Here is a 20,383-nt window from a genome sequence, read left to right as displayed (position 1 = left end):
ACCAATATTTAAATAAATACATATCAGTTTTTTTAATTTAAATAATCAATATGCTTGTTAAGTATGCAAAAAATGCATCCAAATAGTGCAAAAAATGCATAATTTCAATAAGAAAATCTTAAGTATATTTTTGATCTGGCGATCTGTATTTGTATTTATTTACGAAATGTCTTAAGGTCAGAAAACAGAAAAATATCATTTGACTCATGTGTTAAAATTTCTCATTAGGCATGAAATTTGCTTTAAAAGAAACTGCAACCATAAAAGCATCATCATGATCAAGATGATTTACATTTAAGGAATAGAAAGAATGAAATCACGTGCTGCCGTTGCATTTGGCCCAGGTCAACCCTTACAGATTGTAGAAGTCGATGTTGCACCACCAAAAGCTGGTGAGGTTCTGATTAAAATTACCCATACAGGCGTTTGTCATACAGATGCATTTACTTTATCTGGTGATGACCCGAAGGTATCTTTCCTGCAATTTTAGGGCATGAAGGTGCGGGTATTGTTGTATAAGTGGGCGAGGGTGTAACTAGCGTGCAAGCTGGTGATCATGTTATTCCATTATATACAGCTGAATGTGGCGAATGTCTGTTCTGTAAATCTGGCAAAACTAACCTCTGTGTTGCAGTGCGTGCCACTCAAGGTAAAGGGGGCATGCCAGATGGAACAACCCGTTTTTCATACAATGGTGAGCCAATTTATCATTGTATGGGTTCTCAACCTTTAGTGAATATACGGTTGTAGCTGAAGTCTCTCTCGCAAAAATCAATCCTGAAGCCAATCCTGAGCAAGTCTGTCTATTAGGCTGTGGTGTAACAACAGGTATTGGCGCAGTACAGGTAATGTCAATGTAATGCGTTCAGCTTTAGAGTGTGCATTATTAAGGCATCACGATAGATTTTTGTTGTATATAAAAAACCTCAGCTTAAAGCTGAGGTTTCTTTGAGAAATGGCGTAACCATTTTTCGGATATTGGTTTGCGCATCTAAAACGGTCATAAAGGTATAGGCGCCAATAAATTTTCTGCTAATAAACATAAACTCTTTAGGTGGCACACTAAAATAGCGTGAAGCCATTGATTTACTTGCACGTTGCATCACGCGGCTATGCAATTGGCTCGCTTTCCAGTTATAACGGTTCTGTTCATCCATGACGCCAGCAGGAAGGTCAGGGTTATTGTGTAAACTGCTAAATGGTTCAGTTGCCAACAAAAAGACTTTTGCCATATCGGGTTTAATGCTAGCAGGAATATTGTCAAAGAAGTCATAGCCTGTCATGGCATCGACCATATGTGCTAAGTCGTGTTCATAGCCTGCATGAATCAGATTATGCGCAACAGTCAATAAAGTCTGATCAAATTGGCGAATTGCCCCAAAATCTAGTAATACAATTTGGTCTTGTACATCTTGTCCATTGCCTAAACGAACAAGATAATTGCCAAAGTTTGGATCAGTTTGCATTTCTCCCCATTCAAATAATTCACGAATGGCGATTTCAAGAGAAGCTTCACCTAGCAGATTTCGGCGTTGTTGTGGTAATGACAACATGACAGGACTATTGACAGGAACACCCTGTTCAAAGGTCATACATAGCACTTGTTTTGTGCAATATTCATCAATAATTTGGGGAACAATATAGCGAGAATCATTTCGTAGGTAGTTTGCAAAGCGTTGGGTTGTAGCGGCTTCAACTTGGTAGTTGACTTCACGATGCATCATTTCACGGACTTCATCAAACCACTGATCAAACTCACGGGTTTGTGGCACCATATTGGTCAGACGAATCATGCTACGAAATAGATTCATGTCGGAATCTATGGCATCTGCAACACCTGGGTATTGAATTTTTAAAACAATATCTAAGCCATCTGATTTACGCTTAGCACGATGTACCTGTGCTAAAGAGGCTGTACCAATGGGTTCAGGGTTAATCTCTAAGTCATAAAAGCGATTGCCTAATTCCTGTTTTAAGTGAGGTTCAATAGCGAACCATTCTAGTGCAACAGTTTGATTATTTAAGGTATTTAAGGCTTGTGTAATTTCTTCAGGTAAAAAATGTTCACCATATAACGCCATCATTTGCCCAATTTTGACAATCGAGCCTTTAAGTTTGCCAATTTCTGATACTAAATAATCAGCTTGTTCTTTGAGGGCTTTTTTGCGCTTACGTTCTTTTTCTTCTTCGTTGGAAAACATGGTCGTGGCATTGGAAGTCGCCCAACGCGTTCCTGCCAATAAAGATGCTTTTACAATGGATAAACGTCGATCTATGGAAGATGTTTTTAAATTCTTTAATTTATCTTTCTGACCTGACATTGAACACAATCCTTAAAAAACGGAAGATTTGGGCATAAGGGATTTATTGTAACGAAAAAAAAGTGCTTCGTGCGTATTAAAACGGTTTAATACGGATATTGTTGTAGGATTTTGCAGTCTTTTACGCCGTTTCTCAGGCAATCTTCTATAATGGTTTATCGCCTAATCAATGAGTATGGGAGTCAATGTGAGTTATAAGCATAATAATCTCATGGCAATGCGTAAACATTATTGGAATGACACTTCAGTAAAAGTACAACAAGAAAAACAGGCATTATGGCAGTTGCTGCAACAACAGCAGCTTTTTGCCACATTGCATGAAGATGATGTGAAGTATTTTTTCTTTACTTTACCCAGTGAAGTGATTGTTAAAGGTTATGCACTTGGTTTTGAGCATCAACGCGTACAAAGCATGATGCGACAGCACATCACTGAAAATAAATCACGCCTAGAGCGGCGTGAGTTATTTAAAATCAAATACAGAATGTAAAGCAGCAAACATAAACGCATTAGTCTGCCTTTTATATAGGCATTAGCGTGACAGGTTTTTAAAAATATGATGTAACTGTGTTAATAGCTTTTCGATTTGTAGTGGTGTTAAACCTGTAAAAGCTTGTTCAAGTACAATTCCAGTTAAGTCATTGACTTTTTTTAGAATTTCTTGACCTTTTTCGGTGAGTACAACACGGGTAATACGTGCATCTTCTGGGCATGAATAGGTGTTGACATAGCCTTCATCTTTAAGGCGATAAACCAATTTGGTTGTGGTCGACATTTTAGAAATCAACATTTCTGAAAGTTCAGAAACACTCGCATTTGGTTTAAGTAATAACGCACCTAGAACACGGCGGCGAGAGTTGTCCATACCGTATTTTTTTAATACGTGATCGACATTTTCAACGTATTTTTGATGAATCTGGCTAATCCAATAAAATGGAAAGTTGTTAATCTGAATATTATCCGAAGCGGGTAAATATTTTGCATACTTTTTAGTCATGTTGTTGCAAGCCTGTTTTTGTATTTACTAGGATTATATTGCGAAAAAAATCACGTAAAAAGTGCATCTTATCTAAAAAGTGTAATTTTTATATATCTTTAGCATAAACGTTTGTAAATAAAAGGAATATTTTTTCATCCCTAAAAATAAATGAGAAACATTTAAAAAAATAATGCCACCAATTTGATCAAAAAGAGGTCAGGAAAAAGGTTTCCTGACCTACGTGGTATTTTATTTAAACATTGAAACGGAAATGCATGACATCGCCATCTTGAACAATGTAAGTTTTACCTTCTAAGCGCCATTTACCAGCTTCTTTAGCGCCTGATTCACCGTTGTATTGAACAAAGTCGTTATATGCGACAACTTCAGCACGAATAAAGCCTTTTTCAAAGTCAGTGTGAATTACGCCAGCCGCTTGTGGCGCAGTTGCACCGACTTTAACCGTCCATGCACGAACTTCTTGTACACCCGCAGTAAAGTAAGTTTGTAAGCCAAGTAGGCGATAACCTGCACGGATAACCACGTTTAGACCCGGCTCTTCCATGCCCATTGCTTCGAGGAATTCAGCACGTTCATCATCTTCAAGTAATGAAATTTCAGCTTCAATTTGATTGCACAATGGAACAACGATTGCATTTTCTTCTTCAGCAAGCTTGCGAACAGCTTCTAGATGAGGGTTATTTTCAAATCCCTCTTCTGCAACGTTGGCAATATACATGGTCGGTTTAAGCGTCAATAAACCGTAACCACGCAATAGTTTACGATCATCATCGGACAAGTCAGCTGCACGAGCAGGTTTACCTTCATCGAGCAAGGGTAAAATGCGTTCAAGTACGGCTTTGGTTGCAACGGCTTCTTTGTCGCCGCCTTTTGCAACTTTGGTTAAACGAACCAATGATTTGTTGACTGTTTCCAAGTCAGCAAGTGCAAGTTCTGTATTAATGGTCGCAATGTCATCGAGTGGATCGATTTTACCATTGACATGAATGACATTTTCATCTTCAAAACAGCGTACTACATGTGCAATCGCATCAGTTTCGCGAATATTGGCCAAGAATTGGTTACCTAAGCCTTCACCTTTAGATGCACCAGCCACAAGACCTGCAATGTCTACAAATTCCATTGTGGTGGGTAAAATACGTTGTGGATTCACAATCGCAGCTAGTTTGTCTAGACGTGCATCGGGAACGGGTACAATCCCTGTATTCGGTTCAATTGTACAAAATGGGAAATTTTCCGCAGCAATTGCAGCTTTGGTTAATGCATTAAAAAGCGTTGATTTGCCGACGTTTGGTAGACCAACAATACCACAGTTAAAACCCATGCAAGACTCACAAAAGTTGTTATGTAAAATTGCCGATGATTTTACAACAAAGCCAGTCTAAAGTCAGGTCATGATCGTGGATTGCATCTGTGAAAGTTTTTATTTTACTAATTTTACGACAACATCTCGGTAGAAATGAGCATTGAGTTTCAACGCTTTCCTGACTAAAGTAATAGGGTATGGGTGGGTTGCTAGCTAAAATTGTGATGAATATGGGGGCATTATGCGTACTTTATATCAATTTCCATTGTCCCATTTTTGCGAAAAAGCACGTTGGTTACTTGATCATAAAGAATTAGATTTTGTTGCACATAATTTAGTGCCAGGTTTTCATCGTGCATTTGCGCGCTTAAAAACAGGGCAAAATCATTTACCAATTTTAAAAGATGGGACGCACTGGATTGCAGATTCAACCCAGATTGCACACTATTTAGATGATCGTTACCCAGAGCATGGTCTATTGCCAAATCGTTTTGGACAACGTGAAGCAGTACTCCAAATCAATCATCAGGCGAATATCCTTGGAACACATGTGCGGCAGTGGGTGTGGTCACAAATGATCATCCGTAATAATCCGCTGGATGTGTTGCTGGGTGAAACAGGATATTTACGCAAATTTGAGAAGTATTCTAAACCTGTCTTAAAAACTTTGGTCAATCGTAGTTTTCAGTTGGAAGCAGAAAAAATTGCTGAGTCGCAGCGGGCAATTTTAAGCTTTGCAGAACAGTTTAAGTTGCCCTCTCGTTATTTGGTTGCAGAACGGCTGACGCTCGCAGATATTGCGGTGTGTTCAATGTTTGCACCTTTGTTAAATATTGCAGGGACACCGTGGGAGTTGGAAACCTTTGATAGTGTGTCAGAGCAAGCCTATGCATTTTCAAGTCAACTGCAAGCTTTAGCTGTTGGGCAATATGTACACCAGATTTATGCGGAAGAACGTCAGGCTCGTGTGGATTGGCGTGGCATTTAGACAGTTTTAATTAGCTTGTTTTGTGGATACATTATTTTTCTAATGAAAATCTGTAGTGACAGTCGTAATTGATATTAATTCAATCAAAACAAGGTTATTTATTAGACATCTTCTGGAAGTAGACAGATAGGTCGCTAATTTTAGCGACCTAAACGCCAAACATATTGTTATCTAAGTTTGATTTTCTGAAGAATATAGTTTTTATTTAAAATGACTTACCGAGAGAGGTATTTAGCGAACAGAAAATTTCTTGGCAAAGCTTACACAGCCTACCACTAGTAAACTGGTTAGAAACATTGACCAGCCGACAGGCTCATGCAAAATAATTGCGGATAAACCCAGACCCAAAAAAGGCTGTAGTAATTGTAATTGCCCCACTGCAACCACGCCGCCTGTGGCTAAGCCGTGATACCAAAAAATAAATCCAATAAACATGCTAAATAGAGACACATAAAGTAATCCTAAAGATGCGCTGAATGTGACATGACTAAAGCTCTGAGGGAAATAATAGATGCTGCCAAATAACATGAATGGAAGTGTTAAGATCAGCGCCCAAGAAATAACATGTAAACCACCCAAATCTTTCGATAAACGACCACCTTCGGCATAACCTAGTCCACAAAGTAAAATTGCTGCCAGCATATACAAATCCGCAGAAATCGGGTGTTGTGTCTGCGGTGACATATAGATGAAAGCAATAATGCTACAACTGCCAAGCATTGCAAACAGCCAAAATTGATAAGGTGGTTTCTTCTCACCCAATAGGATGGCAAAAATAGCAGTTGCTAAAGGCAATAATCCAACGAATACAATCGAATAAGATGCACTCATTTGTTTGAGTGCCAATGCTGTAAATAAAGGAAAGCCTAATACGACTCCAATGGCAACCAGTATGAGTGATCTAAACTGAGCGATAGAGGGTAAACGCTGTTTAAAGCAAAGTACGGTACATAAAGCCAAAATACCTGCAATCAGTGCGCGGATTGACGTTAAAAACGCAGGGCTAAATCCGACAACAGCCAAACGTGTTGCAGGTAGCGAACCTGCAAAAATACACACGCCACAAAATCCACTTAACCAACCACGTGAAATATTCAACATTGAGAAACTCTCCATCCAATGATCTGAATGTATAAAATGAGAGGCTTGTTGAAACAGCCACAAAGCCATACAATTTAATAAAACTGTTAGGGTATAAAAATTACAACTGTTATGGACGAGTTCACTACATCGAGTAAAATTGAACGGGTAAAAGCCCATATTCATCAACAAATTGAAAACCGAATTTTGGTTGCAGGCTCGCGTTTGCCATCCCTCAGGCAACTTGCAGAGCAGTTGGATGTGTCTATTTCAACGGTCATAGAAGCTTATGCGCGTTTGGTCACGGAGCAACGGATTGAGGCTAGAGCGGGGTCTGGTTATTTTGTCACTGGCATTCGTGCATCTTATGCCTTTACGGCAATCGCACCCCGTTTAGATCGTGATGTCAATCCATTATGGATTTCTCGGCAGTCTTTAGAGGCCGATGCAAGTCACTTAAAACCAGGCTGTGGCTGGCTTCCTGAACACTGGATGCCAGAAGATTTGATTCGTAAGTCTTTACGAGCTGTTTCACGATCAACAACATCGCATTTGGTGAGTTATGGTCAACCCTTGGGTTTTGCCGAGCTTCGACATTTAATTGCTCAGCGCATGCAGACCACAGGTGTAACTGCGCATCCTGATCAAATTTTATTGACCGATAGTGGTACACATGCCATTCATTTAGTGTGTCGACTTTTTCTCAATCCAAATGATGTTGTACTGATTGATGACCCTTGTTATTTCAATTTCCATGCTTTGCTAAAAACACATCAGGTCAAAACCATTTCGATTCCTTGGACGGCGACAGGCCCAGATCTGGAACAGTTTCGAGAGGCTTTAGCACATAAACCGCGACTTTATATCACCAATTCGGGTATTCATAATCCAACGGGTGGTCAGTTGTCGCTTGCAACAGCTTATCAAGTTCTGAAAATGGTCGAGCAAACCGATTTAATTATTGTGGAAGATGATATTTTTGCAGACTTTGAATATATGCCTGCACCACGCTATGCGGTATTGAACGGTTTTGCTCAGGTGATCCAAATTGGGAGTTTTTCTAAAACACTTTCTGCTTCAATGCGTTGTGGTTATATTGCGACGCAACAACAATGGGTTGAGCAATTAATTGATCTGAAAATCGCGACCAGTTTTAACAATAATCAGCTCAGTACAGAACTAATTTATCATGCCTTAACCGACAATGCTTACCGAAAACATGTGGAGTGGTTAAAGCAGCAATTGGCATTGGCAATGAGTAAAACCATACAGAAATTGGCCCCTTTAGGCATTCGTCCTTGGTTGATTCCGCAATCGGGAATGTTCTTATGGTGTCAGTTGCCAGAAGGATATTCAGCGCAGCAAATTTCTAAACTGTGTTTGCAAGAAGGCATTATTTTAGCGCCTGGCAACGTGTTTAGTGTGCGCCAATCTGCTGACCAGTTTTTACGTTTCAATGTGGCGCAGTCAGCAGATCAACGGATTTATCAGGTATTGCAACGTGTGATGCAACAGCTTGGTTGATGCATGATTAACGTAAAAATAGACGGAAAATCAGTTTTTGTAGCCATGTGCCATACGGTGGGTAGATCAGTTTCATCAAACTGAATTTTGGACGGACAAAGACAGATTTGGCATGGCTAAAAGTCAAAAAACCTTCATGTCCATGATAATGTCCAAGCCCTGAAGCACCAACACCTCCAAAAGGTAAGTCGTCCTGTGCAACGTGAACCAAGGTTTCATTTAAACAGACCCCACCGCTATGTGTGTGCTTGATAAAGTGCTGCTGCTCATTTTTGTCGTAACCAAAATAATACAGCGCTAATGGACGTGGACGCTGATTGATATAGTCGATCACTTCATCAATATGCTGATAGGTTAAAATTGGCAAGATCGAACCAAAAATTTCATTTTGCATCAGCAACATATCATCATGTACATTTTGTACCAGATAATGTCCGAAATGCTGCTCAGTTGCAGGGTAAAGCGAGGTAATCTTGGCTCCTTGTGCTTGTGCATCATCTAAATAGCTCTGTAGACGATGGGTTTGACGTGTATTGATAATTTGACTGCAATCAGGATTGTGAGCGAGTTCAGGATAAAATTCCCGAGTGACATTTTTGTACGTTTCAATAAAGCGATTGAGCAAGTTTTCAGGAACAAAAACATAATCAGGCGCGACACAGGTTTGCCCAGCATTGATGGCTTTGCCAAACGCAATTCGACGTACAGATTCTTCAAACGGCGCATCTTTACCTAAAATGCTTGGTGATTTACCACCTAACTCTAAAGTGACAGGGGTTAAGTGTTCCGATGCTGCCTGCATGACTTGTCGACCAATCGAGGTTGCACCTGTAAACAGTAAGTGATCGAAGGGCAGTGTGGAAAACTTAGCAGCGATTTGATGATCTCCAGTGATCACACACACCAAATCTTCAGGGAAAACTTCAGCCAATATGGTTTTAAATAAGGCTGAGAAATTGGGCGTAAATTCACTCATTTTCAGCATCACCCGATTACCTGCAGCTAGGGCTTGGCAAAGCGGGCCAATTGCCAGAAACAAAGGGTAATTCCACGGCACAATGATGCCAACCATACCCAAAGGTTGATACAGCACATAAGCCTGAGCAGGTTGAAATAAAATACTGACTTGACGGCGACTCGGTTTCATCCATTTTTTAAGATGTTTCAGACTGTGCTGAATGCCCATAATGCTCGGCAACATTTCTACCAGTTGGGTTTCATCGCTACTGCGATGTCCAAAATCGGCAGAAATCGCAGCAATGATCGTATCTTGGTGTTTGAGTAATAAAGTTTTTAATTGTTTTAGCCAAGTGCGGCGTTGTTCTAGCGTTGGATATTGGGCGGTTAAAAAAGCCTTTTTTTGTTGTTGGAAAATATGATCAAGGTATTCTGCTGAATCGGTCATCGTGCCAAAAGTCTTGGAAAGTATCACTGCATACTAACTGAAAAAGTTGTGATATCGAATTGGATTTGTGAATCTTGAGTTTCCTTATTAACGATATAGAAATCAAAAAAGAGCATGATTGAGTATCTTCTTAGACTAAAGTTGTAAACCATTCTTAAAAATAGCCAATTAAACACATATTTTTTTCTATCTTTATGATTATTCGAATGAATTATAAATTTTAAACACTCACTTTAAAAGAAAAGTGAAATAAATTTCTATTTATATTGGTCTGACCAATATATAAAATATTTAGACCAATCTTGATCTTTTGGGTGTGAATAATTACTATTCGGCAACAAATCGATGCTTTTTGAATAAATTGGTCTGACCAATAATGAGAGCATTGGATGTCTATAAATATCGCCGAAGCATTTCAAGGAGAAGAGAATGCTACAACAATGGCAACAAATTTATGATCCTATGGGTAATGTCTGGCTATCTAGCCTAGTTGCCTTGATCCCTATTATTTTCTTTTTCCTTGCTCTGGCTGTATTTCGTCTGAAAGGCAGCGTAGCGGGAACGATTACTGTTGTTCTGGCATTGCTGGTATCGTTATTTGCATACCAAATGCCAACCAGTATGGCTTTTGCATCTATCGTTTATGGTTTCTTTTATGGGCTTTGGCCAATTTCTTGGATCATTATTGGTGCGGTGTTCCTCTACAAAGTTTCGGTAAAAACTGGGCAATTCGATGTAATTCGCTCAAGTATTCTGTCGATTACAGAAGATCAGCGTTTACAAATGCTCTTGGTGGGCTTTGCTTTTGGTACTTTCCTTGAAGGTGCTGCGGGCTTTGGTGCGCCAGTGGCTATTACTGCTGCATTGTTGGTTGGTCTAGGCTTTAAACCATTGTATGCCGCTGGTTTGTGCTTGATTGTGAATACTGCACCTGTGGCATTTGGTGCGATGGGGATTCCAATTATTGTGGCGGGTCAGGTTTCAGGTGTTGAAACTCATGCCATTAGCCAAATGGTCGGTCGTCAATTACCGCTTGTTGTGCCGATTGTTCTGATCTGGATCATGGCGATTATGGATGGCTGGCGTGGTGTTAAAGAAACATGGCCTGCGATCTTGGTCGGTGGTGGTGCATTCTCATTGGCACAATACCTGACTTCAAACTTTGTTGGCCCTGAACTTCCAGACATTACTGCGGCAATTGCTTCTTTGATCAGTTTAACTGTTTTACTTAAGTTCTGGAAACCAAAACATATTTTCCGTTTCTCTGATGAAGATGGTGTGGTTGATAACACAATTTTAGAACAGCAAAAGCAAAAACATACTGCGGGTCAAATCTTTAAAGCTTGGTCTCCATTTATGATTTTGACCGCAATGGTCACATTGTGGAGCATCAAGCCATTCAAGAGCTTGTTTGCCAAAGATGGTGCATTACATGATTGGGTAATTGCCATCAAAGTCCCATATTTGCATCAATTGGTACAAAAAATGCCACCAGTAGTAGGCAAACCGACTGATTATGATGCGATCTTTAAATTTGACTGGTTCTCTGCGACAGGTACAGCAATCATTTTTGCAGCGATCATTTCGATTGTTGTATTGAAAATGCGTCCTGCTGCGGCAGTTGCAACTTTTGCTGAAACCGTGAAAGAGTTAAAAACACCGATCTATTCGATTGGCATGGTACTTTCATTTGCCTTCATTGCGAACTACTCAGGCATGTCAGCAACATTGGCATTGGCTTTGGCGCATACTGGTCAAGCATTTACCTTCTTCTCGCCATTCTTAGGCTGGATGGGTGTGTTCTTGACAGGTTCAGATACTTCTGCAAATGCCTTGTTCAGTGCATTGCAAGCGACGACTGCACATCAAATTGGCGTGCCAGACGTATTGCTTGTTGCTGCAAACACTTCAGGTGGTGTAACAGGTAAGATGATTTCACCGCAATCAATCGCCATTGCGTGTGCTGCGGTCGGTTTGGTCGGTAAAGAATCTGATTTATTCCGTTTCACTGTGAAGCACAGTATCGCATTTACTGTGATGATTGGTATTATCATTACCCTTCAAGCCTATGTTTTTCCATGGATGATTCCATGAGTTGCAGATTGACCGAAGGGAAGTAAGATGAAAATAGCCGATCGCGTAGTACAAAGCCTGTATGACTTGATAGAAAAGCAAAGTATGCAGGTGGGTGATCGGCTACCTTCAGAACGTCAACTGTGTGAACAACTCAGTGTTTCACGCTCCTCATTACGTGAAGCACTCCAAAAACTCTCAAGTCAAGGTGTGATTGCGAGTCGTGTTGGGGTGGGAACCTATTTGGCAAAACGCCCTCAAAGTGATTGGTCTGACCAATTTATTATTCAGCCGCTCAGTGATCTGATTGATCAAGACCCGTTATATCGTTTTGATGTTCAGGAAGCACGCCTGATTTTAGAGGGTGGCACAGCTTGGTATGCAGCGCAGCGTTCAACTGAAGAAGATCGTGCCAAGATTCATCATTATTATGATCAGGTGTTACATTTCCAGTCGATTGGTGATGCAGATAAAGCCTCGGCATCGGATGCAAACTTTCATTTGGCGATTGCTGAAGCCTCTCACAATATTGTATTGACGCAGATGATGCGGAGTCTGTTTGACTTATTGCAATACAACGTGGTACTGGGTCGTAAAAAGATTTATACCGATGCACATCAATTTGGACAATTACACTTGCAGCACTTTCAGGTGATGGATGCCATCGATAAACAAGATCCCGAATTGGCACGTTCATCGGTTTGTGAGCATATCGGATTTATTATTCAACAGGTGCGTGCGATTGACGAAGCTGAAGCTCGTCTAAAACGCTCATCTCGCTTAAAAAGGATCGATTTATCATGATCATTTCTTCCTCAAATGACTACCGCGAAGCGGCACGACGTCGTTTGCCACCATTTTTGTTCCACTATATCGATGGTGGGGCTTATGCAGAATATACTTTAAAACGAAACGTCGAAGATTTATCTCAAATTGCACTGCGTCAGCGTGTACTCAATGATATGTCTCAACTGAGTCTTGAAACCAAGATTTTTGATGAAACATTGTCGATGCCTGTAGCGTTGTCACCTGTGGGTTTGACAGGCATGTATGCCCGCCGTGGTGAAGTGCAAGCCGCAGTTGCTGCCGATAAAAAAGGCATTCCATTTACCTTATCAACCGTTTCTGTTTGCCCGATTGAAGAAGTTACCCCAGCGATTCAACGCCCAATGTGGTTTCAGTTGTATGTACTGCGTGACCGTGGTTTTATGAAAAATGCCTTGGAACGTGCTAAAGCGGCAGGTTGCTCAACATTGGTCTTTACGGTGGATATGCCAGTACCAGGGGCGCGTTACCGTGATGCTCATTCGGGTATGAGTGGGCCAAATGCAGCGATGCGCCGTTATTTACAGTCTTTTGCACATCCACATTGGGCATGGAATGTGGGCTTGCTTGGTCGTCCGCATGACTTAGGTAATATCTCTAAATATTTGGGTAAACCGACAGGTCTGGAAGATTATATTGGCTGGTTAGGTGCAAACTTTGACCCATCTATTTCATGGAAAGACTTGGAGTGGATCCGTGATTTCTGGGATGGCCCAATGGTGATTAAAGGGATTTTAGACCCAGAAGATGCCAAAGATGCGGTACGTTTTGGTGCAGATGGGATTGTGGTCTCCAATCATGGTGGTCGTCAGCTCGACGGTGTTTTATCAACCACCCGTGCTTTACCTGCGATTGCAGATGCCGTGAAAGGTGATTTAAAAATTTTGGTGGATTCAGGTATTCGTAATGGCTTGGATGTCGTACGTATGCTAGCCATGGGTGCCGATCTGTGTATGTTAGGACGTGCATTTGTCTATGCACTCGGCGCAGAAGGTGGGCAGGGTGTATCTAACTTACTGGAACTGATTGATAAGGAAATGCGAGTCGCAATGACCTTAACGGGTGCGAAAACCATTCAAGATATCAATTCAGATTGCCTTGTGAATTTAGAACGTCTAGCAAAATAAGAGAATACTTATGTCGCACGCAAATCACGCTCAAACGATTCAGCAGTTAAAAAAAATCGTAGGTGAACAACATGTCCTGACTGATGATCAGCATACGCGTTTGTACCGTCAAGGACGCCGTTTTGGTGAAGGTAAAGTTTTGGCAGTGGTTGTGCCAGCGAACTTGCTGGAGCAATGGCAAGTCTTGCAAGCTGCGGTAGATGCGGATTGTATCGTGATTATGCAGGCTGCCAATACAGGTTTAACAGGTGGCTCAACACCGTATGGTGATGACTATGATCGTCCTGTGGTGTTGATCAGCACACGTCGCTTGGCGGGTATTCAAGTGATTAATGATGGTAAGCAAGTGATTTGTTTACCAGGCGCCACACTGGATGCCCTTGAGCGTGAATTGGCACAATATAACCGTGAACCACATTCTGTGATTGGTTCATCGTGTATTGGTGCATCAGTTTTGGGTGGTGTATGTAATAACTCGGGTGGGGCTTTGGTACGCCGTGGGCCTGCTTATACTGAGTTGGCACTTTATGCGCGTGTGACAGAGCAGGGCAAACTTGAGTTGGTCAACCATCTAGGTGTCAACTTGGGTCAAACCCCTGAAGAAATTTTGACACGCCTACAACAAAATCAATATCAACCGGGTGATATCGAGAATTCGGAACATCGCTGTGCGTCAGATCATCATTATGCCCATGATGTTTGTCAGGTCGATGAAGCAACACCTGCACGTTTTAATGCTGATCCAAGCCGTTTGTTTGAAGCTTCGGGCTCGGCAGGTAAAGTGTGTGTTTTTGCAGTACGTCTAGACACCTTTGAAAAAATCAAAAGTCAGGTGTTTTATGTGGGTTCAAATTCCATTCATGATTTGACTGCAATTCGTCGTTTCTTGTTGCAAGATTTACCTCGCATTCCGATTGCAGGCGAATATATTCACCGAGTGGCGTATGACATAGGCGCTGAGTACGGTAAAGATACCTTTGTCTTTATTGAGAAGTTTGGTACAGCCAAAGTACCACAAGCCTTTGCCATGAAAGATAAGGTTGATGGTTTCTTAGAAAAATTTGGGGTGCGTGGCTTGACCGATAAGGTCTTGCAAATCATGACCCATTTCTTGCCAAATCATTTGCCGAAACGCATGAACCAGTTCCGTGATTTATACGAGCATCATTTGATCTTGCGTATTGAAGATCAGGATGTAGCTCAGGTTCAGCAGTTTTTAGCTGGTTACTTTGCTGAGCATCGTGAAACTGGCAACTACTTCTTATGTGATACCGATGAAGGGCGTAAAGCATTCTTGCATCGTTTTGCGGTTGCAGGCGCTGCCATTCGTTATCGGGATACTCATCGTAGCGAAGTCGAAGACATTGTGGCATTGGACATTGCTTTACGCCGTAATGACCGTGATTGGCTAGAAACCTTACCGAAAGAGATGGATGAGAAAATTATCCATAAACTTTATTATGGGCATTTCTTATGTCATGTGTTCCATCAGGACTATATCGTGAAAAAAGGCGTTGATCCTTTGGATATGGAACATCAGATGTGGAAACTACTCGATCATCGTGGTGCTGAGTATCCAGCAGAGCACAATGTCGGACATTTATATGTGGCTAAGCCTGCCTTGAAACAGCATTATCAGAAACTTGATCCAACCAATAGCTTCAATGTCGGGATTGGACATACTTCAAAGTTAAAATATTGGAAGTCTAAGAATTCATAATTGCTTTAGAGAAAAAGCCACACAATCGTGTTAATGCCAGTCAGTTAAGCTGATTGGCATTTTTTCTTTGGATATTTTGCAGGTTTTGCTTTAATTACTCTCGGACACAGCCTATGCCTTTTTTCAGGTAATACATACATTTTTGAACTTTCTAATAAATGCTCTAAATGTCTAGGCAAATTACCTGCCGACTCTAAAGGCGTATGCCTCAATATATTGATAATACTCATTGATACGATCTTTGGCATGCCTCGATCCTGCAATGCTTGCTCTAATGCATCGAGCACCATATCGGTATTCATTCGTGTAGATACTTTCCATCCAACAATGGCTCGTGAGAACACATCAATCATAAATGCGGTATACACCCAACCTGATTTGGTTTGAATATAGGTAAAATCACTTACCTGAGAAGCACTGCTTCGCAAGGATTAGGCTGATCAGCTCTAAAATTCCGTTTCACCAAGTCAGGAGCTCGTTTTTGATCATCTCTACTACGTGTGGTTTATTTGTTCTTACCACGCCAAACACCCTGTATACCTAGCTTTTGCATCAATCGAAACACAGTACAACGGGCTATCATATAGCCTTCACGTTTCAATTGTTGCCATACTTTACGTATGCCATATTGACCTGAACTTTCCTTCCAAATATGTTTAATTTGTTCAGTATGATGCAGGTCATACAGATCCCGTTTTGCTCGATGTTCCCTTGCGAAGCAATGCTTCTCATCCACGAGATCTAAAGTTCGATAATAAGTTGAAGTTGCGATTGGTAGAATTCTACAAATCGCCTCAACACCGTATAGGTCTTTATGGTTATGAATGAAATCCACCATTATCTGTGTGGGCGGTCGAGCTCTGCCTGAGCAAAAAAAGCGGCTGCTTTACGTAGAATTTCATTGGCTCGTTGCAGTTCTTTATTTTCGCGTTCAAGTTGTTTAATGCGTTGTTGGTCTGAAAGCTGCTGTACTTTGATTGGATTCTGTTGATTTAAATGCTTCTGATGCTAGGAAAGTAGTGTTTCAGGGGTATGGTTTGATTTTTTCATTGGAGTAGTCTCTCAGAATATTGACTCTCCGACAAACTCAGTACGGTTCAGCTAACGTCAAGTTCACTTTGGGGGATGTAAAAATAGAGGCTGCTTTGATGTGGCTGGTCTATATAAAATATAATGCATAGCTTATGAAGAAAACTGCAAATGAGCGAATTGCTTAATCAGCAAACCTTTGAAAAATAAAACTTCTAAAGCAGAAAAAATGATTTAGGTATTCAGAAATCATAATGATTTAGAGTCACACTATTGTGCGCTAGACATGCTAACATAAAGCGCAAAATTTCCGTGTAGCTGGGTATATCAATGACTGAGGAAAGATTAACTCACCTTAAACAGCTTGAAGCTGAAAGTATTCATATTATTCGAGAAGTCGCTGCGGAATTTGAAAATCCCGTCATGCTTTACTCGATTGGTAAAGACTCAGCAGTAATGTTGCATTTGGCAATGAAGGCTTTTTATCCTGCAAAATTGCCATTTCCATTATTGCATGTGAATACTGGGTGGAAATTCAAGGACATGATCACTTTCCGTGATGACATGGTCAAACGACTTGGTCTTGAATTGATCGAACATAAAAATCTTGAGGGTATGGCACAGAACATTAACCCGTTCGATCACGGCAGCTCAAAATATACTGACATCATGAAAACGCAAGCCTTAAAGCAAGCGCTAGATAAATATCAATTTGATGCAGCATTTGGTGGTGCGCGCCGTGACGAAGAAAAATCACGTGCCAAAGAACGTGTGTATTCATTCCGTGACAGCAAACACCGCTGGGACCCAAAAAACCAACGCCCTGAGCTTTGGAATATTTACAACGGTAAAGTTAACAAAGGCGAAAGCATTCGTGTTTTCCCATTGTCGAACTGGACTGAGCTAGACATCTGGCAATACATCTATTTGGAAAGCATTCCATTGGTTCCGTTGTATTTGGCGGCTGAGCGCCCTGTGGTTGAACGTGATGGTACATTGATCATGATCGATGACGAACGTTTCCCATTGCGTGAAGGCGAAGTTCCACAAATGAAATCGGTACGTTTCCGTACCCTTGGCTGTTATCCGTTAACTGGTGCGGTTGAATCAACTGCGGACACCTTACCGGAAATTATCCAAGAAATGCTTTTAGCCACAAGTTCTGAACGTCAAGGTCGTATGATTGACCATGATGAAGCAGGCTCGATGGAAAAGAAAAAGCAAGAAGGTTATTTCTAATCTCTTTAGAAATTTCTCCTAACCCATCTTGAATAAAGAGGGGATAACTCCCGAAAAAAATGGAGGAAAGTCCTCCTTTATCAAAGGAGGATTTAGGTGGATTTAAAGATTAGAAACCGATTTCAACGAATTTGTGGAGTTTGAGCGATGTCGCATCAATCAGATTTAATTAGCCAAGATATTTTGGCGTATTTGAAACAACATGAAAACAAAGACTTATTGCGTTTTTTAACTTGCGGTAACGTCGATGATGGTAAAAGTACCTTAATTGGTCGTTTACTGTATGATTCAAAATTGATCTATGAAGATCAATTACAAGCAGTCACTCGTGACAGTAAGAAAGTCGGTACAACAGGTGATGCGCCTGACTTGGCACTTCTTGTTGATGGTCTGCAAGCAGAACGTGAGCAAGGGATTACCATTGATGTCGCTTATCGTTATTTCTCAACTGAAAAACGTAAGTTCATCATTGCTGATACTCCAGGGCATGAGCAGTACACACGTAACATGGCAACAGGTGCATCGACCTGTGACCTAGCGATCATCTTGATTGATGCGCGTTATGGTGTGCAAACTCAGACTCGTCGTCACACCTATATTGCGAGCCTATTGGGTATCAAGAACATTATTGTTGCCATCAACAAAATGGACTTGGTGGAATTTTCTGAAGCACGCTTCAATGAAATTCAAGCGGACTATGCAAACTTTGTGAGCCAGTTGGGTGACCGTCAGCCAAGTAACATCGTATTTACACCGATTTCAGCATTGAATGGCGATAACGTTGTCAACAAATCACCAAATACCCCATGGTATACAGGTGAAACGTTGATGGGTACTTTGGAATCTGTCGAAATCAGCCGTAATACAGCAAAACATGATTTCCGTTTCCCTGTACAGTACGTCAACCGTCCGAACCTCGACTTCCGTGGTTTCGCAGGTACGATTGCACTGGGTGAAATTAATGTCGGCGATAAAGTTGTGGCTTTACCATCTGGTAAGTCTTCAACTGTCAAAGAAATCGTGACATTTGATGGCAATCTTGAGCATGCATTTGCTGGTCAAGCGGTCACATTGACTTTGAATGATGAGATTGACGTATCACGTGGCAACATGTTGGTTCGCGCAGATCAAGGTGTTCCAACCATTTCACGTTCAGTCAAAGCAACTGTGGTGTGGATGGCAGATCACCCATTGGTGGTTGGCAAGCTGTATAACTTGAAAATTGGTACGCAAACTGTTCCTGCTAAAGTGACAGCGATTAACTTCCGTACCAATGTCAATACGCTTGAACATGTTCAGGTTGAAGCACTTGAGTTGAACGCAATTGCCAACGTGACCATCGAATTTGATGCACCAGTGGTATTTGACCGTTACCAAGACAGCCGTTACACAGGTTCATTTATCTTCATCGACCGTTTAAACAACGTGACTGTTGGCGCAGGTATGGTTGAAGAGTCTGTCGAGTGGACTGCGCATACAAGCCCAGTGACGGCTGAAGAACGTGCTGCACGTTTAGGTCAAAAACCTGCGGTATTAGCTGTGACTGCTGAAGTGTTTGCTCAAGCGCAACAGCTTGAACGCGCGTTGCTTGAAACTGGTGTGGTTGCGATTGCGAAATCAGGTTTCACTGCTGAACAAATCAGCTTGCTTCGTGAAACAGGTGTGGTCGTGATTGTGGATGATGCGGAACAAGCAGATTCAAGCGTGACTCAAACTGATTTTGATGCAGCAGTTCAATTCATTCAAGAATTAGTACAGCTTTAAGTTTCAGTTGGCTTAGTTTGAGATGCTTTTGCATCTCAACAGAGCGATAAAAAAGCCCAGTCAGTAGATTGGGCTTTTTGTTTCTGAGTGACATGAAATTTTTTAAAGCAGTGCGATAAAAATTCCTGCAAAAATAATCATACCCACCCAACGGTTATGCAAAAAAGTTTTAAAACAACGTTGAGGTTCACGCTTATGGGTTTGTGTCCATTGATAAATATAGTCTGCAATCACGATACACAAAGCAATCGTTCCATAAGGATGCAGGATATCTTCACGATATAAAGCTGCACCAATCAGAATGACACTAGCTGCCTGTAACAGGTTAATAATCGGAATATCGTAACGACCAAATAAAATTGCGGTAGATTTCACACCAATTTTTAAATCATATTCACGGTCAGTAATTGCGTACTGAGTGTCATAAGCAACCGTCCAAGCCAAGTTGCCGAAGTAAAGCAGCCAACAGGTTAAATCCAGTGGGCGTCCCATTGCGGTAAATGCCATGGGAATTGCCCAAGAAAATGCAGCACCGAGAAACACTTGTGGCAAATGCGTATAGCGTTTCATGAACGGATAAATGAACGCTAGAATTAATGCCCCAAAAGAACAGTAAAATGTGGCAATTGGTAGAAAGAACAGCAGACAAGCACTGGCAGCAACCAAAGCTAAAAATACCATGATGGCTTCAATTGGTTGAATTACGCCTGTTGCCAAAGGACGCTGTTTGGTGCGTGCCACATGACCATCGACCTTGCGGTCAGCAAAGTCATTGATGGCACAACCTGCTGCACGCATAAACACCACGCCGAGAAACATCACAAACAGGGTTTTAAAGTCAGGAATCCCTTTTGCTGCAACCCAAAGCGCCCACATGGTTGGCCATAAAACCAGTTCGGTGCCAATTGGTTTGTCAAAACGACACAGATAATAATAGGCTTGTAAGCGCTGTTGCCAGCGGGTGTGTTGTACCGTTGCCATA

Annotated in this window: 15 protein-coding genes, 2 pseudogenes and 1 other annotated feature; of the genes and pseudogenes, 10 read left to right on the top strand and 7 right to left on the bottom strand. The window is 41.3% G+C overall.

The window, feature by feature from the left end; genetic code table 11:
* Window positions 1-310: 310 nt before the first annotated feature.
* Window positions 311-842 (top strand): annotated as a pseudogene (locus tag GBN19_RS07220) (alcohol dehydrogenase catalytic domain-containing protein); the annotation flags it as partial.
* Between the two features lie 84 nt (window positions 843-926).
* Here GBN19_RS07220 and GBN19_RS07215 read toward each other — a convergent pair.
* Window positions 927-2,321 (bottom strand): ABC1 kinase family protein, encoded by a 1,395-nt coding sequence (locus GBN19_RS07215; protein WP_151777654.1) that lies wholly within the window; start codon window positions 2,319-2,321, stop codon window positions 927-929.
* Between the two features lie 187 nt (window positions 2,322-2,508).
* Between GBN19_RS07215 and GBN19_RS07210 the strand changes: the two genes are divergently transcribed.
* Window positions 2,509-2,811: a hypothetical protein gene (locus GBN19_RS07210; RefSeq protein ID WP_151710565.1), complete on the top strand. Its 303-nt coding sequence runs from the start codon at window positions 2,509-2,511 to the stop codon at window positions 2,809-2,811.
* A gap of 42 nt (window positions 2,812-2,853) precedes the next feature.
* Here GBN19_RS07210 and GBN19_RS07205 read toward each other — a convergent pair whose 3' ends face one another.
* Window positions 2,854-3,318: a MarR family winged helix-turn-helix transcriptional regulator gene (locus tag GBN19_RS07205; protein ID WP_151777653.1), complete on the bottom strand. Its 465-nt coding sequence runs from the start codon at window positions 3,316-3,318 to the stop codon at window positions 2,854-2,856.
* Between the two features lie 235 nt (window positions 3,319-3,553).
* Window positions 3,554-4,645 (bottom strand): redox-regulated ATPase YchF, encoded by a 1,092-nt coding sequence (ychF, locus tag GBN19_RS07200; RefSeq protein WP_151710563.1) that lies wholly within the window; start codon window positions 4,643-4,645, stop codon window positions 3,554-3,556.
* Between the two features lie 223 nt (window positions 4,646-4,868).
* On the opposite strand from ychF, the gene GBN19_RS07195 reads away from it, so the two are divergent.
* Entirely contained in the window at window positions 4,869-5,615 is a 747-nt protein-coding gene (locus tag GBN19_RS07195; RefSeq protein WP_151777652.1) for a glutathione S-transferase family protein, read from the top strand.
* Window positions 5,616-5,846: 231 nt separating this feature from the next.
* On the opposite strand, the gene GBN19_RS07190 is transcribed toward GBN19_RS07195, so the two are convergent.
* Complete coding sequence (locus GBN19_RS07190; protein ID WP_151777651.1) at window positions 5,847-6,716, bottom strand: DMT family transporter; 870 nt, start codon at window positions 6,714-6,716, stop codon at window positions 5,847-5,849.
* Window positions 6,717-6,827: 111 nt separating this feature from the next.
* Here GBN19_RS07190 and GBN19_RS07185 point away from each other — a divergent pair, with 111 nt between their 5' ends.
* Entirely contained in the window at window positions 6,828-8,219 is a 1,392-nt protein-coding gene (locus GBN19_RS07185; protein WP_151777650.1) for an aminotransferase-like domain-containing protein, read from the top strand.
* 7 nt (window positions 8,220-8,226) lie between these two features.
* On the opposite strand, the gene GBN19_RS07180 is transcribed toward GBN19_RS07185, so the two are convergent.
* Entirely contained in the window at window positions 8,227-9,624 is a 1,398-nt protein-coding gene (locus GBN19_RS07180; protein WP_151777649.1) for a coniferyl aldehyde dehydrogenase, read from the bottom strand.
* 429 nt (window positions 9,625-10,053) lie between these two features.
* Here GBN19_RS07180 and lldP point away from each other — a divergent pair, with 429 nt between their 5' ends.
* From lldP to dld, 4 genes are read left to right on the top strand one after another with little or no spacing between them, the layout of a single operon-like run.
* Window positions 10,054-11,718, top strand: coding sequence for an L-lactate permease (gene lldP / locus GBN19_RS07175; RefSeq protein WP_151710558.1), 1,665 nt, complete (start codon window positions 10,054-10,056; stop codon window positions 11,716-11,718).
* A 27-nt stretch (window positions 11,719-11,745) separates the two neighbouring features.
* Window positions 11,746-12,501 (top strand): transcriptional regulator LldR, encoded by a 756-nt coding sequence (gene lldR / locus GBN19_RS07170; protein ID WP_151710557.1) that lies wholly within the window; start codon window positions 11,746-11,748, stop codon window positions 12,499-12,501.
* Entirely contained in the window at window positions 12,498-13,649 is a 1,152-nt protein-coding gene (lldD, locus tag GBN19_RS07165; protein ID WP_151710556.1) for an FMN-dependent L-lactate dehydrogenase LldD, read from the top strand. The genes lldR and lldD overlap by 4 nt, the downstream gene beginning before the upstream one ends.
* A gap of 10 nt (window positions 13,650-13,659) precedes the next feature.
* Window positions 13,660-15,369 (top strand): D-lactate dehydrogenase, encoded by a 1,710-nt coding sequence (dld, locus tag GBN19_RS07160; protein ID WP_151777648.1) that lies wholly within the window; start codon window positions 13,660-13,662, stop codon window positions 15,367-15,369.
* 44 nt (window positions 15,370-15,413) lie between these two features.
* Here the strand turns inward: dld and GBN19_RS07150 are convergent.
* A pseudogene (locus GBN19_RS07150) lies at window positions 15,414-16,371 on the bottom strand (IS3 family transposase); the annotation flags it as partial.
* Window positions 16,133-16,249, bottom strand: a sequence feature (AL1L pseudoknot). It overlaps the preceding pseudogene by 117 nt.
* 357 nt (window positions 16,372-16,728) lie before the next feature.
* On the opposite strand from GBN19_RS07150, the gene cysD reads away from it, so the two are divergent.
* Both cysD and cysN read left to right on the top strand, forming a co-directional pair.
* Entirely contained in the window at window positions 16,729-17,637 is a 909-nt protein-coding gene (cysD, locus tag GBN19_RS07145) for a sulfate adenylyltransferase subunit CysD (RefSeq protein ID WP_111894356.1), read from the top strand.
* Window positions 17,638-17,784: 147 nt separating this feature from the next.
* The gene (gene cysN / locus GBN19_RS07140; protein ID WP_151777647.1) at window positions 17,785-19,401 is read left to right on the top strand and encodes a sulfate adenylyltransferase subunit CysN; all 1,617 of its coding nucleotides are present in this window, start codon (window positions 17,785-17,787) and stop codon (window positions 19,399-19,401) included.
* A 102-nt stretch (window positions 19,402-19,503) separates the two neighbouring features.
* On the opposite strand, the gene ubiA is transcribed toward cysN, so the two are convergent.
* Window positions 19,504-20,382, bottom strand: a complete 879-nt coding sequence (gene ubiA, locus GBN19_RS07135; RefSeq protein WP_151777646.1) for a 4-hydroxybenzoate octaprenyltransferase — start codon at window positions 20,380-20,382, stop codon at window positions 19,504-19,506.
* Window position 20,383: the final 1 nt, after the last annotated feature.

Source organism: Acinetobacter brisouii, assembly GCF_008993995.1.
In the GTDB taxonomy this organism is placed as follows: domain Bacteria; phylum Pseudomonadota; class Gammaproteobacteria; order Pseudomonadales; family Moraxellaceae; genus Acinetobacter; species Acinetobacter brisouii_A.
Note: the sequence above shows the minus strand (reverse complement) of the source record. Positions and strands in the feature narration are given on the sequence as shown.

Excerpts from the sequence above, each read along its gene's own strand:
- cysN (WP_151777647.1), top strand. The coding sequence starts at position 17,785 with ATGTCGCATCAATCAGATTTAATTAGCCAAGATATTTTGGCGTATTTG.
- lldR (WP_151710557.1), top strand. The coding sequence starts at position 11,746 with ATGAAAATAGCCGATCGCGTAGTACAAAGCCTGTATGACTTGATAGAA.
- GBN19_RS07215 (WP_151777654.1), bottom strand. The coding sequence starts at position 2,321 with ATGTCAGGTCAGAAAGATAAATTAAAGAATTTAAAAACATCTTCCATA.
- GBN19_RS07195 (WP_151777652.1), top strand. The coding sequence starts at position 4,869 with ATGCGTACTTTATATCAATTTCCATTGTCCCATTTTTGCGAAAAAGCA.
- ubiA (WP_151777646.1), bottom strand. The coding sequence starts at position 20,382 with ATGGCAACGGTACAACACACCCGCTGGCAACAGCGCTTACAAGCCTAT.
- ychF (WP_151710563.1), bottom strand. The coding sequence starts at position 4,645 with ATGGGTTTTAACTGTGGTATTGTTGGTCTACCAAACGTCGGCAAATCA.
- cysD (WP_111894356.1), top strand. The coding sequence starts at position 16,729 with ATGACTGAGGAAAGATTAACTCACCTTAAACAGCTTGAAGCTGAAAGT.
- GBN19_RS07185 (WP_151777650.1), top strand. The coding sequence starts at position 6,828 with ATGGACGAGTTCACTACATCGAGTAAAATTGAACGGGTAAAAGCCCAT.
- GBN19_RS07205 (WP_151777653.1), bottom strand. The coding sequence starts at position 3,318 with ATGACTAAAAAGTATGCAAAATATTTACCCGCTTCGGATAATATTCAG.
- GBN19_RS07190 (WP_151777651.1), bottom strand. The coding sequence starts at position 6,716 with ATGTTGAATATTTCACGTGGTTGGTTAAGTGGATTTTGTGGCGTGTGT.
- lldD (WP_151710556.1), top strand. The coding sequence starts at position 12,498 with ATGATCATTTCTTCCTCAAATGACTACCGCGAAGCGGCACGACGTCGT.
- lldP (WP_151710558.1), top strand. The coding sequence starts at position 10,054 with ATGCTACAACAATGGCAACAAATTTATGATCCTATGGGTAATGTCTGG.
- GBN19_RS07180 (WP_151777649.1), bottom strand. The coding sequence starts at position 9,624 with ATGACCGATTCAGCAGAATACCTTGATCATATTTTCCAACAACAAAAA.
- dld (WP_151777648.1), top strand. The coding sequence starts at position 13,660 with ATGTCGCACGCAAATCACGCTCAAACGATTCAGCAGTTAAAAAAAATC.